This window comes from Streptomyces sp. NPDC053493 (genome assembly GCF_044544825.1).
In the GTDB taxonomy this organism is placed as follows: domain Bacteria; phylum Actinomycetota; class Actinomycetes; order Streptomycetales; family Streptomycetaceae; genus Streptomyces.
Map to the genome: position 1 here is coordinate 127,341 of NZ_JBITXS010000009.1, position 13,983 is coordinate 141,323.

Genomic DNA, 13,983 nt, shown 5'->3' on the forward strand with positions numbered 1-13,983 from the left:
GGCCCCCGGCGGGACGGCCCTTCGGTGCTCCCTACCTTGCCCGGCGGCCACCCCGTGCGCGACCGGTGCCACCGTCGTACCCCGGCCGTAGGCTGGCCCCATGCAGAGCGCGTCGGAACAGTCGGGTCAGCCGGAGCACGCGTACCCCGACCACTGGGAAGCGGACGTGGTCCTCCGGGACGGCGGCACCGCGCGCATCAGGCCCATCACCACCGACGACGCCGACCGCCTGGTCAGCTTCTACGAGCAGGTCTCGGACGAGTCGAAGTACTACCGCTTCTTCGCGCCCTACCCGCGCCTGTCCGCCAAGGACGTCCACCGCTTCACCCACCACGACTTCGTGGACCGGGTGGGACTCGCGGCGACGGTCGGCGGCGAGTTCATCGCCACCGTGCGCTACGACCGCATCAACGAGCACGGACGGCCCGCCACCGCTCCCGCCGACGAGGCCGAGGTCGCCTTCCTCGTCCAGGACGCCCACCAGGGACGGGGCGTGGCCTCGGCCCTGCTCGAACACATCGCGGCCGTCGCCCGGGAACGCGGGATCCGGCGCTTCGCCGCCGAGGTGCTGCCCGCCAACAGCAAGATGATCAAGGTCTTCACCGACGCCGGCTACACCCAGAAGCGCAGCTTCGAGGACGGCGCCGTCCGCCTCCACCTCGACCTGGAGCCCACCGACCGCTCCCTCGCCGTCCAGCGCGCCCGCGAGCAGCGCGCCGAGGCCCGGTCCGTGCAGCGGCTGCTCACTCCCGGCTCCGTCGCCGTGATCGGCGCCGGCCGCCACCCCGGCGGCGTCGGCCGGACCGTGCTGCGCAACCTCCTCGACGCCGGCTACACCGGGCGCGTCCACGCCGTGAACGCGGCCCTGGGACCGCCGGAGGCGGGACCGTACGAGCTGGAAGGCGTGCCCGCCCACCGCTCCGTCGCCGACATCGGCGAGCCGGTCGACCTCGCCGTCGTCGCCGTCCCCGCCGAACGCGTTCCCGAGGCCGTCGCCGACTGCGGTGCGCACGGCGTCCGGGGCCTGGTCGTCCTCTCGGCCGGCTACGCCGAGAGCGGCCCCGAAGGTCGCGAGCGCCAGCGCGCCCTGGTCCGTCAGGCCCGCTCGTACGGGATGCGGGTCATCGGGCCCAACGCCTTCGGGATCATCAATACGGCCGAGTCCGTCCGGCTGAACGCCTCGCTCGCCCCGCAGATGCCGGCCGCCGGCCGGATCGGCCTGTTCACCCAGTCCGGAGCCATCGGCATCGCCCTCCTCGCCGGACTGCACCGGCGCGGCGCCGGACTGTCTTCCTTCCTCTCGGCCGGCAACCGCGCCGACGTCTCCGGCAACGACCTCCTCCAGCACTGGTACGACGACCCCGCCACCGACGTCGTCCTGCTCTACCTGGAGTCCATCGGCAATCCGCGCAAGTTCACCCGGCTCGCCCGCCGGACCGCCGCCGTCAAGCCCGTCGTCGTCGTCAAGGGCGCCCGGCACAGCGGCAGCGCCCCGCCCGGCCACCGGGTGCCGGTCACCCGCATCCCGCACACCACGGTGTCCGCGCTGTTGCGACAGGCCGGCGTCATCCGCGTCGACACCGTCACCGAACTGGTCGACGCCGGTGTCCTCCTCGCCGACCAGCCGCTGCCCGCCGGCCCGCGCGTCGCCATCCTCGGCAACTCCGAGTCCCTCGGCCTGCTCACGTACGACGCCTGCCTCACCGAAGGACTGCGGCCGCTGCGGCCCCTCGACCTGACCACCGGCGCCACACCCGCGGACTTCCGCGCCGCGCTCGCCGCGGCCCTCGCCGACGACGCCTGCGACGCGGTCGTCGTCACCGCCATCCCGTGGGTCGGCGAGAACGGCGCCGTCGAGTCGGGCGACGGCGAGGTCCTCGCCGCGGCCCTGCGCTCCGCGGTGACCGCCGCGCCCGGCCCGGCCAAGCCGGTCGTCGTCGTCCACGTCGAGATGGGCGCCCTCGCCGAGGCCCTCTCCGCCGCCGCCCGCACCCGGCCCGCCCGCCCGGCACCGCCGGCCACCACGCCCGCAGCCACGGCCGGAACGCCCGGCCCCGACGGGACCCGTGCTTCGGTGTCGGCTCCGGTCACGGCTCCCGGCTCCCACGCCGCTCCGGGCTCCGGGCCAGGGCCCTTCGCCGCTCCAGGTCCCTTCGGCCCTCCCGGCTCCAGGCCCGGCCCCGGCCCCGCCAGCGAGCCCGGACCCGACCGCAGGCCCGCCGCCGAAGGACCCGGCCCCGTCGACGAGGCCTCGCGCGAGACCGCCCGCGAGGACGCCCGTGAGCCCGGTGTCATCCCCGCCTACCCCGCCGCCGAGCGGGCCGTCCGGGCGCTCGCCGAGGCCGTGCGGTACGCGCAGTGGCGGCGGCAGGCCGCCGCCGAGCCCGGACGGGTGCCCGAGTTCGAGCGGATCGACGAAGGCGCGGCCGCCGCGCTCATCGCGCGGGTGCTCGGCGAGCAGGGCGCCGAGACGCGCGGCGTGACCCTCGGCGCCGAGGACGCCCGCGAACTGCTCGGCCGGTACGGCATCGAGGTCCTGCCCACGCTGCCCGCGCCCACCCCGGACGAGGCCGTCCGGGCCGCCGCCCGGCTCGGCTTCCCCGTCGCGCTCAAGACCACCGCGCCCCACCTGCGCCACCGCCCCGACCTCGGCGGCGTACGCCTCGACCTCACCGGCGAGGAGCAGCTGCGCACCGCCTACGCCGAGCTCACCGAGGCGCTGGGCAAGCCCGAGGAGCTCCAGCCCGTCGTGCAGGCCATGGTGCCGCGCGGCGTCGACACCGTCGTCCGCTCCGCCATCGACCCCGCCGTCGGCGCCGTCCTCTCCTTCGGCCTCGCCGGCGCGCCCTCCGAACTCCTCGGCGACATGTCCCACCGGCTCGTGCCCGCCACCGACCGGGACGCCGCCGAGCTCGTCCGCTCCATCCGCACCGCGCCGCTCCTCTTCGGCTGGCGCGGCTCCGCGCCCGTCGACACTCCCGCCCTCGAAGAGCTGTTGCTGCGGGTCTCCCGGCTCGTCGACGACCACCCCGAGGTCGTCGCCGTCTCCCTCGAACCCGTGGTGGTCGCCCCGCGCGGCCTGTCCGTGCTCGGCGCCACCGTCCGCCTCGCCCCGCCGCCGCCCCGCAGCGACCTCGGTCCACGCAGCCTCCCCAGCTACGAGACGCTGTCGTGACGGACGCCGTCGACGGGCCGGAGGGGCCGCCGCCGCCCCGTAGGATGGAGCCCATGGCGAAGACCGGTACGACGACCCAGGGGCTGCGCGCGGCGATCGAGCGCAGCGGCTACTACCCGGCCCTCGTGGCCGAGGCGGTGGAGGCCGCCGTCGGCGGCGAGGCCGTCACGTCGTACGTGGTCCACCAGGAGACGACCTTCGACGCCAACGAGGTCCGCCGTCACGTCACCGTCCTCGTCCTCACGGCCAACCGGTTCATCGTCAGCCACACCGACGAGCAGTCCGCCGACAACAGCTCCCCGACGCCGTACGCCACCACCTCGACCGAGTCCGTGAAGCTCGACCGGATCTCCTCGATCGTCGTCAGCCGCGTCGTCGCCAACCCCGAGTCGTACACCCCGGGCACCCTGCCCCGCGAGGTCGTCCTCACCATCGGCTGGGGCGCCGTCTCCCGGATCGACCTGGAGCCGGCCGCCTGCGGCGACCCCAACTGCGACGCCGACCACGGCTACACCGGCAACTCCACGGCCGACGACCTCAGCCTGCGGGTCAGCGACGCCGGCGACGGCCCGGACACCGTCCGGCAGACCCTCGCCTTCGCCCAGGCGCTCTCCGAGGCCACCTCCGCCACCGCGTCGAACCCGGCCAGCCGCTGATGGCCCAGCCCGCCACCGTCGCCCAGGGCTGGCCGGACGACCCGGTCCCGCTCGACGCCGCCACCGCGCCGGTCCCCGCCTACGGCGACGGCTCCCTCGCCGACCTGCTCCCGACGCTGGTCGCCGGGCAGGGCGTGCCCGGCTGCGAGGCACGGATCGCGGAGCTGACGCCCGCCGACCGCAACTGTGTCTTCCTCATCGACGGGCTCGGCTGGGAGCAGATCAAGGCCCACCCCGACGAGGCGCCCTACCTGACCTCGCTGCTGGCCACCTCGCGCGGCGGCACCGGGCGCCCCCTCACCGCCGGCTTCCCCGCCACCACCGCGACCTCGCTCGCCTCGGTCGGCACCGGCCTCTTCCCCGGCGGCCACGGACTGCCCGGCTACACCGTGCGCAATCCGGACACCGGCGAGCTGATGAACCAGCTCCGCTGGAAGCCCTGGACCCCGCCGAAGGTCTGGCAGCCGTATCCCACCGTCTTCCAGCTCGCGCACGAGGCCGGGATCCACACCGCCCAGGTCTCCTCGCCGGTCTTCCAGGACACCCCGCTCACCAAGATCGCGCTGAGCGGCGGGACCTTCCACGGCCGCCTCTCCGGCGAGGAGCGGATGGACCTCGCCGCCGAGCAGCTCGCCGCCGGCGACCGCTCCCTCGTCTACACGTACTACAGCGAGCTCGACGGCGCCGGACACCGCTTCGGCATCGCCTCCGACGCCTGGCGCGGCCAGCTGATGTTCGTCGACCGGCTCGTGCAGCGGCTCGCCGAGCAGCTCCCGCCACGCGCCGCCCTCTACGTGACGGCCGACCACGGCATGGTCGACATCCCCTTCGACGAGGACCACCGGATCGACTTCGACGAGGACTGGGAGCTGCGCGCCGGCGTCGCCCTCCTCGGCGGCGAGGGCCGGGCCCGCCACGTCTACGCCGTGCCCGGCGCCCAGGCGGACGTCCTCACCTGCTGGCGCGAGGTCATCGGCGACCGCTTCTGGGTGGCGAGCCGCGACGAGGCCGTCGCCCTCGGCTGGTTCGGTGACCGGGTCGACGAGCGGGTGTACGGCAGGATCGGCGACGTCGTCGCCGCCGCCCACGACGACCTCGCCATCACGGCCTCCGTCAACGAGCCGAACGAGTCCGCCATGACCGGCATGCACGGCTCCATGACGGCGGCGGAGCAGCTCGTGCCGCTCCTCGAAGTACGCTCCTGACGGACCCGCGCGCCACCGCGCCCCGCCCTGTCCCCGTCCCTCCTTCCCCTGATCGCGAAAGGTCATCGACCTCCCATGCCCGAGCTGGTGTTCTTCTCCGGAACGATGGACTGCGGAAAGAGCACCCTCGCTCTTCAGATCGAACACAACCGCTCCGCCCGCGGCCTGCAGGGCATGATCTTCACGCGGGACGACCGGGCCGGCGAGGGCAAGCTCTCCTCCCGGCTCGGCCTGGTCACCGACGCCGTCGAGGCCGCCGAGGGCTTCGACTTCTACGCGTACCTCGTCGCCCATCTGTCCAAGGGCGGCCGCTGCGACTACGTCATCGCCGACGAGGCCCAGTTCCTCGCGCCCGAGCAGATCGACCAGCTGGCGCGGGTGGTCGACGACCTCGAACTCGACGTCTTCGCCTTCGGCATCACCACCGACTTCCGTTCCAAGCTGTTCCCCGGCTCGCAGCGGCTCGTCGAACTCGCCGACCGGGTGGAGGTCCTCCAGGTCGAGGCCCTGTGCTGGTGCGGAGCCCGCGCCACGCACAACGCGCGCACCGTGGGCGGGGTGATGGTCGTCGAGGGCGCGCAGGTCGTCGTCGGCGACGTCAACGCGGGCGACCAGGTCGGCTACGAGGTGCTGTGCCGCCGGCACCACCGGCGCCGGATGACGGCCGCCACCGCCCGCGCCGCGGCGCTCTCGCCGGACGTCCTGCCGGTCGCCGAGACGTCCTGAACCGCGTCCTACGGCACGTCGGGCGCGTCGGGGAGGGCCGCCGGCACGGCGGGAGCTTCCGCGACTTCCGGCACAACGGACCCGTCCGGCACGGCCCGGAAACGGCGCCGGTACTCCATCGGCGTCGTGTCGAGGCGGCGCCGGAACGCCCGGATGAGCGTGTCCGTGGTGCCGAACCCGCAGGTCGTCGTGATGCGTTCGAGTGTCGCGTCCGTGGACTCCAGCAGATTGCGCGCCCGCTCCACCCGGGCCGACTCGACGTAGGCGCTCGGCGTGGTGCCGAGTTCGGCCTTGAAGATACGGGTCAGCTGCCGCTCGCTGACGTGCGCGGCCGCGGCGAGATCGGTGAGCGTGAGCCGGGAGCCGAGGTTGCGTGTGATGTGGTGCCGCAGGTCCTCGACCCGGCGCGTGGTCGACACCGGTTCGAGCGGCACGCTGAACTGGCTCTGCCCGCTGGGCCGCTTCAGATACATCACGAGCTGCCGGGCCACCCGCAGCGCCGTGGTCTCGCCGAAGTCGTCGGCGACGAGGGCGAGTGACAGGTCCAGGCACGAGCTGATGCCGGCGCCGGTCCACACGTCGCCGTCCCGGATGAAGATCGGGTCGGCGTCGACCTCCACCGCAGGATGGTCGGCGGCCAGTTGGGGCGCAGTCGACCAGTGGGTGGTGGCGCGCCTGCCGTCGAGCAGCCCGGCGGCGGCCAGCAGGTGCGCGCCGACGCAGACGGAGGTGACCCGCCGGGTCCGCCCGGCGAGCCGCTTCACCCAGCCGACGACCTCGGGATCGACGAGGGCGCGCACCCGCCGTTCGCCGTCCACCTCGACCGCACCGGGCACCATCAGGGTGTCGATGCTCCGCCCGGCCGCCTCCTCGAAGGTGAGGTCGGGCAGGACGCGGACACCCGCGGAGGTGGTGACCGGGTCCATGGACCGCGCGGCGAGGACGACCTCGTAGCCGCTCGCGTCGTCCGTCTCGCGCCGCAGCAGGGCGAACACCTCCGGCGGGCCGGTGACGTCGAGCAGGTCGACGCCCTCGAAGAGGACGATGACGACAAGACGGCCGACGGTGCTCATGAGCTGCATCGTAGGTGAGCGCGTCACGGCGGCGACGGCGCGGGTGGCGCCCGGCCGACGGCGGGCCGACGGCGGGCGGAGGCACCGGCTGTTCACCTGAGGTGCGCTCAGGGACCTTCTCCCGATCGGACGGAGGTCGCACGCCTCGGCGGTAATGCGTTTCTACGACGATCACAGCCGCCAGCCGCCCAGCTCCCCGCCGCCTCAGGAGGACGTGTGCCACCCGCAGCCGAGACCGAGCTCCTCCCGTCCCGGCCGCGGCGCGGGCCGCGGCTGCGGGCGGCGGCCGGCGCGGCCCTGCTCACCGGCCTGCTGTTCTGCCTCGCCGGCCGGCTCGCGGGCAGCTATCCCTTCGGCCCGCGCACCCGCAACATCGTCGACCTGGGCCAGCAGTACCTCCCGTTCCACGCCTACTGGAGGAAGCTGCTCGTCGGAGAGACCCACGGCGACCTCTTCCTCAACTGGAGCTCGGGCTTCGGCTCCAACTTCCTCGGCGACTTCGGCACCTATTTGAGCAGCCCCTTCGACCTGCTCGTGGTGCTCTTCCCGGCCGACCGCACCGAACTCGCGCTGTACGTGATCACCACCGTCAAGATCTCCACGGCGGGCGCCGCCATGGCGGCCCTGCTGCTCACGCTGCGGCGCGGGCCCTGGCCGGTCGCCGCCGTCCTCGGCACCGCGTACGCCCTGTCCGGCTGGACCTTCAACTACGGCGCGACCGTGCCGATGTGGCTCGACGGCCTGGTCGCCTTCCCGCTGCTGTGCCTGGTGGGGGAGTGGGCCCGCAAGGGACGCCGGCCGGTGCTCGGGCCGCTGGTCGTCGCCGTCGTCTGGTTCGCCAACTTCTACACCGCCTACATGGCCACCCTCGGCGCCGCGGTCGTCCTCGTGATCCGGCTCCTCACCACCGACGACACCGGCGCGGAAGCGCTCCGCGCCGCCACCGCCCGAGCCGACGCAGGGCGCGCCGACGGACCACGCACGGACGAAGCCCGCGCCCCGGGCCGCCCGCGGCTCGCGGCGCTGCTGCGGGCCGCCCGGACGGTCCTCATCGGCGTCGGACTCGCCGCACCGCTCGTCGTCGTCATCTACCTCGCCACCAAGGTCGCCGACCCGACCCCGCCCACCCCGTTCGCCGCCGCCGACTGGACCGACGTCCTCGCCCGCCTCCTCCCGGCCACCGCGAGCGTCGCCACTCCCGCGCTCTTCATCGGGACGCCCGCCCTGGCCCTCGCGCTCACCCTGCCCTTCAACAGCGCCGTCGCGGCCCGCGTCCGCACCGTCTGGGCCGTGGCGATCGTCCTCGTCACGCTCTCCCTCCAGTGGGAGCCGACCCATCTGCTCTGGCACGCCGGCGCCTCACCCAACGGCATCCCGTACCGCCAGACCTTCGTCCTGTGCGGGCTGCTGCTCATGGCGGCCTGGCTGTCCACCGCCCAGGGGCTGCCCCGGCCGGCCGCGCTGCTCGGCGGCGCCGGACTGCTCGCGTTCGCCGCCCGGGCCGCCGGGGACAGCCCCGACATCGACCGCTGGACCTATCCGGCGCTCGCCGCCGCCCTGGGCCTGGCGGCACTCGCCGCCGTGGCCGGCCTGCTCGCCGGCCGCCGCCCGGCAGGCCGTCTGCTGCCCGTCCTCGCCGTCGGACTGCTGCTCGCCGCGCAGGCCGGCGAGACCCTCGTCACCGGCAAGCGCATCGAGGAACAGCAGCTGAGCAAGGTCTCCTGGGCGCCCCGGATCGGGCCCTGGCACACCGACATGACCCGCGCGGTCGCCGAGAAGGACGCCTGGCCGCGCCACCGCACCGATCCCGGCGAGGTGCCGGGCGGCAACGACGTGCTGCTCGTCGGCGGAGAGGGCGCCGACTACTACAGCAGCCTCACCGCCGACACGTACTCCCGCACCCTCGCCGGGCTCGGCTTCGGCTTCTACGCCAAGGGCCGGCACCCGGTCAGCCTCGACCAGCCCGTCACCGACGCCATCTTCGCCATCGGCACCCGGATGCGCTCGGTCCCGAAGGCCCCGCTCGCGCTCGACCGGCTCCCCGAGGCGGCCGTCACCGTCACCGACACGCCCGTGCCGCCGCTCGTCACCGTCCGGCCGAGCACACCGCCCGGCCCGCCCGGCCCGGCCGACTCCGCCTTCGCCCGCCAGGAGCAGCTCCTCGGCCACCAGGTGTACGACGTGCCGACCGCCCCGAGCCGTACGGACGCACCGGACGGCACCTCGACCCTCAGCGTGCGCTGCCCCGCCGGCTCCGAGGTCTGGTTCTGGGCGCCCGAGTACCAGGGCACCGCCGCCCTCGACGGAGGCCCGGCCGTCGACTTCGCCGGCAAGCTGCCCTCCGTCCTCGCTCCCATGCAGCGCCTCGGCACCGTCCCGGCCGCGACCACCGCCTCCACCACTGCCGCCTCCTCCGCCACCGCCTCCACCTCCGTACGCATCGACCTGCGGCCCAAGGCCGAGGCCAAGCCCCGCCTCAAGCTGCCCGCCCGCCCCGTCGGCTGCCTCGTACCGGAACGGCTCGCCGGCGCCGTACGGCAGCTCACCGCCACCGGCGCCACCTCCGTGCGTACCACCGGCCACTCGATCACCGCCGAACTGCCCGCCGGCAGCACCGGCACCGCCGTCCTGGCCGTCCCGAGGATCTCCGGCTGGCGCTGCGCGGCCGGCGACGCTCCGCTCGCCCCCGCGCACAGCCGCCTCGGCCTGCTCGCCGTCCCGCTCGACGGCCGGGCCACCACCGTGACCTGCTCCTTCCGCCCGCCCGGCCTCCGGCTCGGCGGCGCGGTCGGCGCCGCGGCCCTCGCCGCCCTCCTGGCCACCGCACTGCTCCACCGGCGCCGTCCCACCCGCGAACCCGCGGGACGGGAAGAGTTCACCGTCCGTGCACGCGCGGCTCGTACGGCGGAGAAAAGCGCCGCCTAGTCTGCCCGCCAGTAACGAACGCGAGTAGGGGATTCCCGAGTGCCGAAACTGTCCGTCGTCGTGCCCTTCCACAATGTCGGGCCCTACGCCCCCGACACCCTGCGCAGCCTCGCCGACAACGCGGATGCGGACACCGAGTTCCTGCTGATCGACGACCACTCCACCGACGAGACGCCTGATCTCCTCGACCGCTGGAAGGACCGCATTCCGCAGGCCACCGTGATCCGGCACGAGACCAATCTCGGCGTCGCCCAGGCACGTAACACCGGAATCGACGCGGCGAGCGGCGACTACCTCACCTTCCTCGACGGCGACGACTGGTACGCGCCCGGCCATCTGCGCGCCATGACGGCCGGCATCCACCGTCTGGGCTGCGACTTCGCCCGCACCGACCACGTCCTGTCGACCGGGCGCACCCGGCAGATCCGCTACGCGCCGGCGAAGGAACGCGACACCGTCATGGACCCGAGGGACGGGATCGCCCCGTCCAGCATGGTGACGATGGTTGACTACCCGTTCGTGCCGTTCGGCGTCTACAGCGCGCGGCTCTTCGAGAACGGCGCCTCGCGCTTCGAGACGAAACTGCGCACCGCGGAGGACCGCCTCTGGATCTGGCGGCTCCACCTCACCGCCCGCACCTACGCGGCCCTTTCCCTGCACGGAGTCTTTTACCGCCGCGGTGTCACCACCTCGCTGACCCAGATCACCGACCACCGTCAGCTGGACTTCATTCCCTCCTACGACCTGCTGCTCGACGAGGTGGCGCGGGACCGCGACGCCGACCGGTTCCTGCCGAAGGCCGTCCGCACCTACTGCGCCATGATCGCCTTCCACACGGCGAAGGCCGACCAGTACGAGCCGGCCGTCGCCAAGCGGCTGCGGCGCGACGTCACCGAGGCGCTGCGGAGGATGCCGCAGCCGGTCCTCGACGAGACCCTCGCGACCATGGACATCCCGCGCAGCACCCTCCTGCGGAGCCTGCGCGACACCGGAAAGGCCGCCTGACCATGCCGACCACGGATCCCACGGACCGCGTGCAGATCTTCCAGGTGTCGACGCTCTACGGCGCGGCCACGGTGGCCGCGGCGGTCGACGCGGGCCAGTTCGGCGACCCCGGCCACGCGCGGCGCCTGCTGCTCGTCTCGAACAATGCCGAGATCCCCGAGACCGCCGTCCGCCTCGACGCCATGACCGGCTACGAGCGGATCGCCGCCCGCTTCGACGAGGTCGTCGACTGGAACGAGGCCGTCCACCCGCACCACCCCAGCTCCTGGGCGCCGCGCCCCGAGGAGTCCCCGCTCTGGCAGCGCGTCCTGCGCACCGCCTGGGGACTGGGATCCGCCACCGTCGAACTCGTCGTCGAGTCCATCCAGGTCAACCCGGCCAAGGCGCTGGCCGCCGTCTTCGCCGAGAGCGCCGTCCAGGTCTACGCCGACGGGCTGATGAGCTACGGCCCCACCCGCGACGAGCTGCCCCAGTCGATCGCCTGCCGCATCCGCCGGGTCCTCCACCTCGACCTGGTGCCGGGACTGCGCCCGCTGCTGCTCACCGAGTACGGCGTCGGCGCCGAGCTCGTCCCCGACGACGCCTTCCGGGCGGTGCTGCGCGAGATCGCCGCCGCGGCCGGCCCGGACGACGAGGCCCGGCTCGCCGCGGCCGCCGAGGCCGCGCCCACCGCGCTGCTGCTCGGCCAGTACCTCGCCGTCCTCGGCATCCTCACCGCCGAGGAGGAAGAGGACCTGCACGTGCGGATGCTGCGCGGCGCCGCCGCGGCCGGGCACCGCTCGGTCGTCTTCAAGCCGCACCCGACGGCGCCCGCGAGCTACTCGACCGCCCTGCAGGAGGAGGCCTCCCGCACGGGCGTCACCCTCACCGTCCTGGACGGGCCGCTGCTCGCCGAGACCTTCTACGAGCGGTGCCGGCCGCAGCTCGTCGTGGGCTGCTTCTCCACCGCCCTGCTCACCGCCGCCGTCTACTTCGGCGTGCCCGTCGCGCGCGTGGGCACCGGGACCGTGCTGTCCCGGCTCACCCCGTACGAGAACAGCAACCGCGTCCCGCTGACGGTCGTCGAGCACCTCGTGCCGGACCTGGAGAGCGCCGCCGAGCCCGCCGTGCCCGGCGCCGCGCCCGCGAGCCTGGCGCCGCTGGTCAGGGCCGTGGGCTACTGCATGCGGCCGACCGCCCACCCGGGGCTGCGCGCCGAGACCGTCCGCTACCTGGCGGAACGGGAGCACGGCGGCGATCTCCACTTCCCGGCCGAACGCCTCGCCGAACTCGGCCTCCGCACGCCCGCCCGGGTCTAGGGCACGGGACCTGGGCCCATGGGGCCAGGTCCCGTGCCTCAGCGGCCCCCGGGTCCCTAGGCGCGGTCCGCCGACCGTACGAGGGTGAAGACCGCGCCCTCCGGGTCCGTCACCAGGACGAGCCGGCCCGCCGTGCCCTCGCGCGGCGGGCGCAGCACCTGGCCGCCCAGCTCGACGACCAGACGGGCGGCCGCGTCCACGTCGTCGACCTCGAAGTACGTCATCCAGTGCGCGCCCCGGTCCCGCGGCAGCGCCGTGCCGACGCCGTGCAGCGAGGCGACCGGGCGGCCGTCGAGGTGGAGCGTCAGATAGTCGAAGTCGGCGGAGACGACGGGCTCGGCCTCGTAGCCGAAGACCGAGCGGTAGAACTTGCCGACCGAGCCCGTCTCGTACGTGAGCAGCTCGTTCCAGACCGGCGTCCCGGACGGGCCGGCCGCCGCGGTGCCGTGGTGGGCCTCGGCCTCCCAGACGCCGAAGACGGCGCCCGCCGGGTCGGAGCAGATCGCCATGCGCCCGGCCTCGCCCGCGTCGAGCGGGCCGACCGCGACGGTGCCGCCGCAGCAGCGGATCGTCTCGGCCGTCTCGTCGGCGTCGTCCGTGGCCAGATACGTGGTCCAGGCGATCGGCAGATGCCGGTCCGGCGGCAGCTGACCGATGCCCGCCACCTCCCGGCCGTCCAGCAGCGCGCGCACGTACGGGCCGAGCTGCTGCGGCCCGGGCACGAACTCCCAGCCGAACAGCGCCGCGTAGAACTCCTGCGTCGCGTCAAGTCCGTGCACCATCAAGCTCACCCAACAGGGTGTACCGGGTGTGCGCCGAGTCGCCTCGGTCATCGTCACTCTCTCCTCGCCAGTGGACGTACGAGGTGGGGCCGGCGGGCCGTACGGCGGCTCTCCGGCGGGTCCCTGCCCGCCGTCCGCCCGTCGTACACATGGGCCGGTGGTACGTCCCGTGGAGATGGTTGCACCGCGGAGCGGGCCGCGCGCCCCGGACGATTCCCGAAGCGGGCCCGTTCTCAGGGCGCGCGCTGAGCGAGGATGGCACCCATGAAGCCCATCATCTCCGCAAGCGAACTCGTGAGCGAATCGAACGGGTCGCGGCCGCCGGTGCTCCTGGACGTCCGCTGGACCCTCGGCGGCCCGCCCGGACGGCCCGAGTACGAGGCCGGGCACCTGCCCGGAGCCGTGTACGTGGACCTGGACACCGAACTCGCGGGCCCGCCCGGGAGCGGCGGCCGCCACCCGCTGCCGGACGTGACCGCGTTCGGCGCGGCGATGCGCCGCGCGGGTGTCTCGGCGGACACGCCGGTCGTCGTCTACGACGGCGGCCTCGGGTGGGGCGCGGCGCGGGCGTGGTGGCTGCTGCGCTGGGCCGGTCACCCGGACGTCCGGGTCCTCGACGGCGGCCTGGCGGCCTGGACGGGTGAGCTGTCCAAGGACGTGCCGGAGCCGGCGCCGGGCGACTTCGAGCCCCGGCCGGGCGCTCTGGGTCTGCTCGACGCGGACGGCGCGGCGGCCCTGGCCCGCTCGGGCGTGCTGCTCGACGCGCGCGCCGCGGAGCGCTACCGGGGCGACGTGGAGCCCATCGACCGGGTCGGCGGCCACATCCCGGGCGCCCTGTCGGCCCCGACGACGGAGAACGTGGCCGCGGACGGCCGCTTCCTGCCTGCCGAGGCCCTGGCGGCCCGTTTCGCGGCCCTGGGCGCCACGGAGGGCACGGAGGTGGGCGTCTACTGCGGCTCGGGCGTCTCCGGCGCCCACGAGGTCCTCGCCCTCACCCTCGCGGGTCTCCCCGCCGCCCTCTATGCCGGCTCCTGGTCCGAATGGTCCGCCGACCCGGCCCGGCCGGTGGCCACGGGCCCGGACCCGCAGTAGCCCCGGCGCACCGACAGACCGAGGGCCCGCACCGAACCGGTGCGGG

General features: G+C 74.5%; 10 protein-coding genes. 8 read left to right on the forward strand and 2 right to left on the reverse strand.

Features of this window, described 5'->3' with window-relative positions:
- Positions 1-100: 100 nt before the first annotated feature.
- From ACIGO8_RS24640 to ACIGO8_RS24655, 4 genes are all read left to right on the forward strand, one after another.
- Positions 101-3,175, forward strand: coding sequence for a GNAT family N-acetyltransferase (locus ACIGO8_RS24640; RefSeq protein WP_399734551.1), 3,075 nt, complete (start codon positions 101-103; stop codon positions 3,173-3,175).
- 53 nt (positions 3,176-3,228) lie between these two features.
- Positions 3,229-3,831 carry a DUF5998 family protein gene (locus tag ACIGO8_RS24645; protein ID WP_399734554.1) on the forward strand — a complete coding sequence of 201 codons (603 nt, stop codon included), beginning with the start codon at positions 3,229-3,231 and terminating at the stop codon, positions 3,829-3,831.
- Entirely contained in the window at positions 3,831-5,036 is a 1,206-nt protein-coding gene (locus tag ACIGO8_RS24650; protein WP_399734556.1) for an alkaline phosphatase family protein, read from the forward strand. The genes ACIGO8_RS24645 and ACIGO8_RS24650 overlap by 1 nt, the downstream gene beginning before the upstream one ends.
- A 75-nt stretch (positions 5,037-5,111) precedes the next feature.
- On the forward strand, positions 5,112-5,762 hold the full coding sequence (locus tag ACIGO8_RS24655; RefSeq protein WP_399734559.1) for a thymidine kinase: 651 nt from the start codon (positions 5,112-5,114) through the stop codon (positions 5,760-5,762).
- An 8-nt stretch (positions 5,763-5,770) separates the two neighbouring features.
- Here ACIGO8_RS24655 and ACIGO8_RS24660 read toward each other — a convergent pair whose 3' ends face one another.
- A complete protein-coding gene (locus ACIGO8_RS24660; protein WP_399734562.1) occupies positions 5,771-6,835 on the reverse strand; it encodes a GlxA family transcriptional regulator in 1,065 nt (354 codons plus the stop codon).
- Between the two features lie 216 nt (positions 6,836-7,051).
- On the opposite strand from ACIGO8_RS24660, the gene ACIGO8_RS24665 reads away from it, so the two are divergent.
- Genes ACIGO8_RS24665 through ACIGO8_RS24675 form a run of 3 tightly spaced genes read left to right on the forward strand, consistent with a single transcriptional unit; the run spans position 7,052 to position 12,063 of the window.
- Complete coding sequence (locus tag ACIGO8_RS24665; RefSeq protein WP_399734564.1) at positions 7,052-9,760, forward strand: YfhO family protein; 2,709 nt, start codon at positions 7,052-7,054, stop codon at positions 9,758-9,760.
- 39 nt (positions 9,761-9,799) lie between these two features.
- Positions 9,800-10,765 carry a glycosyltransferase family 2 protein gene (locus tag ACIGO8_RS24670; protein ID WP_399734567.1) on the forward strand — a complete coding sequence of 322 codons (966 nt, stop codon included), beginning with the start codon at positions 9,800-9,802 and terminating at the stop codon, positions 10,763-10,765.
- 2 nt (positions 10,766-10,767) lie between these two features.
- A complete protein-coding gene (locus ACIGO8_RS24675; RefSeq protein ID WP_399734569.1) occupies positions 10,768-12,063 on the forward strand; it encodes a polysialyltransferase family glycosyltransferase in 1,296 nt (431 codons plus the stop codon).
- A 56-nt stretch (positions 12,064-12,119) separates the two neighbouring features.
- On the opposite strand, the gene ACIGO8_RS24680 is transcribed toward ACIGO8_RS24675, so the two are convergent.
- On the reverse strand, positions 12,120-12,896 hold the full coding sequence (locus ACIGO8_RS24680) for a VOC family protein (RefSeq protein WP_399734572.1): 777 nt from the start codon (positions 12,894-12,896) through the stop codon (positions 12,120-12,122).
- Positions 12,897-13,109: 213 nt separating this feature from the next.
- Between ACIGO8_RS24680 and ACIGO8_RS24685 the strand changes: the two genes are divergently transcribed.
- Complete coding sequence (locus ACIGO8_RS24685; RefSeq protein WP_399734574.1) at positions 13,110-13,937, forward strand: sulfurtransferase; 828 nt, start codon at positions 13,110-13,112, stop codon at positions 13,935-13,937.
- Positions 13,938-13,983: the final 46 nt, after the last annotated feature.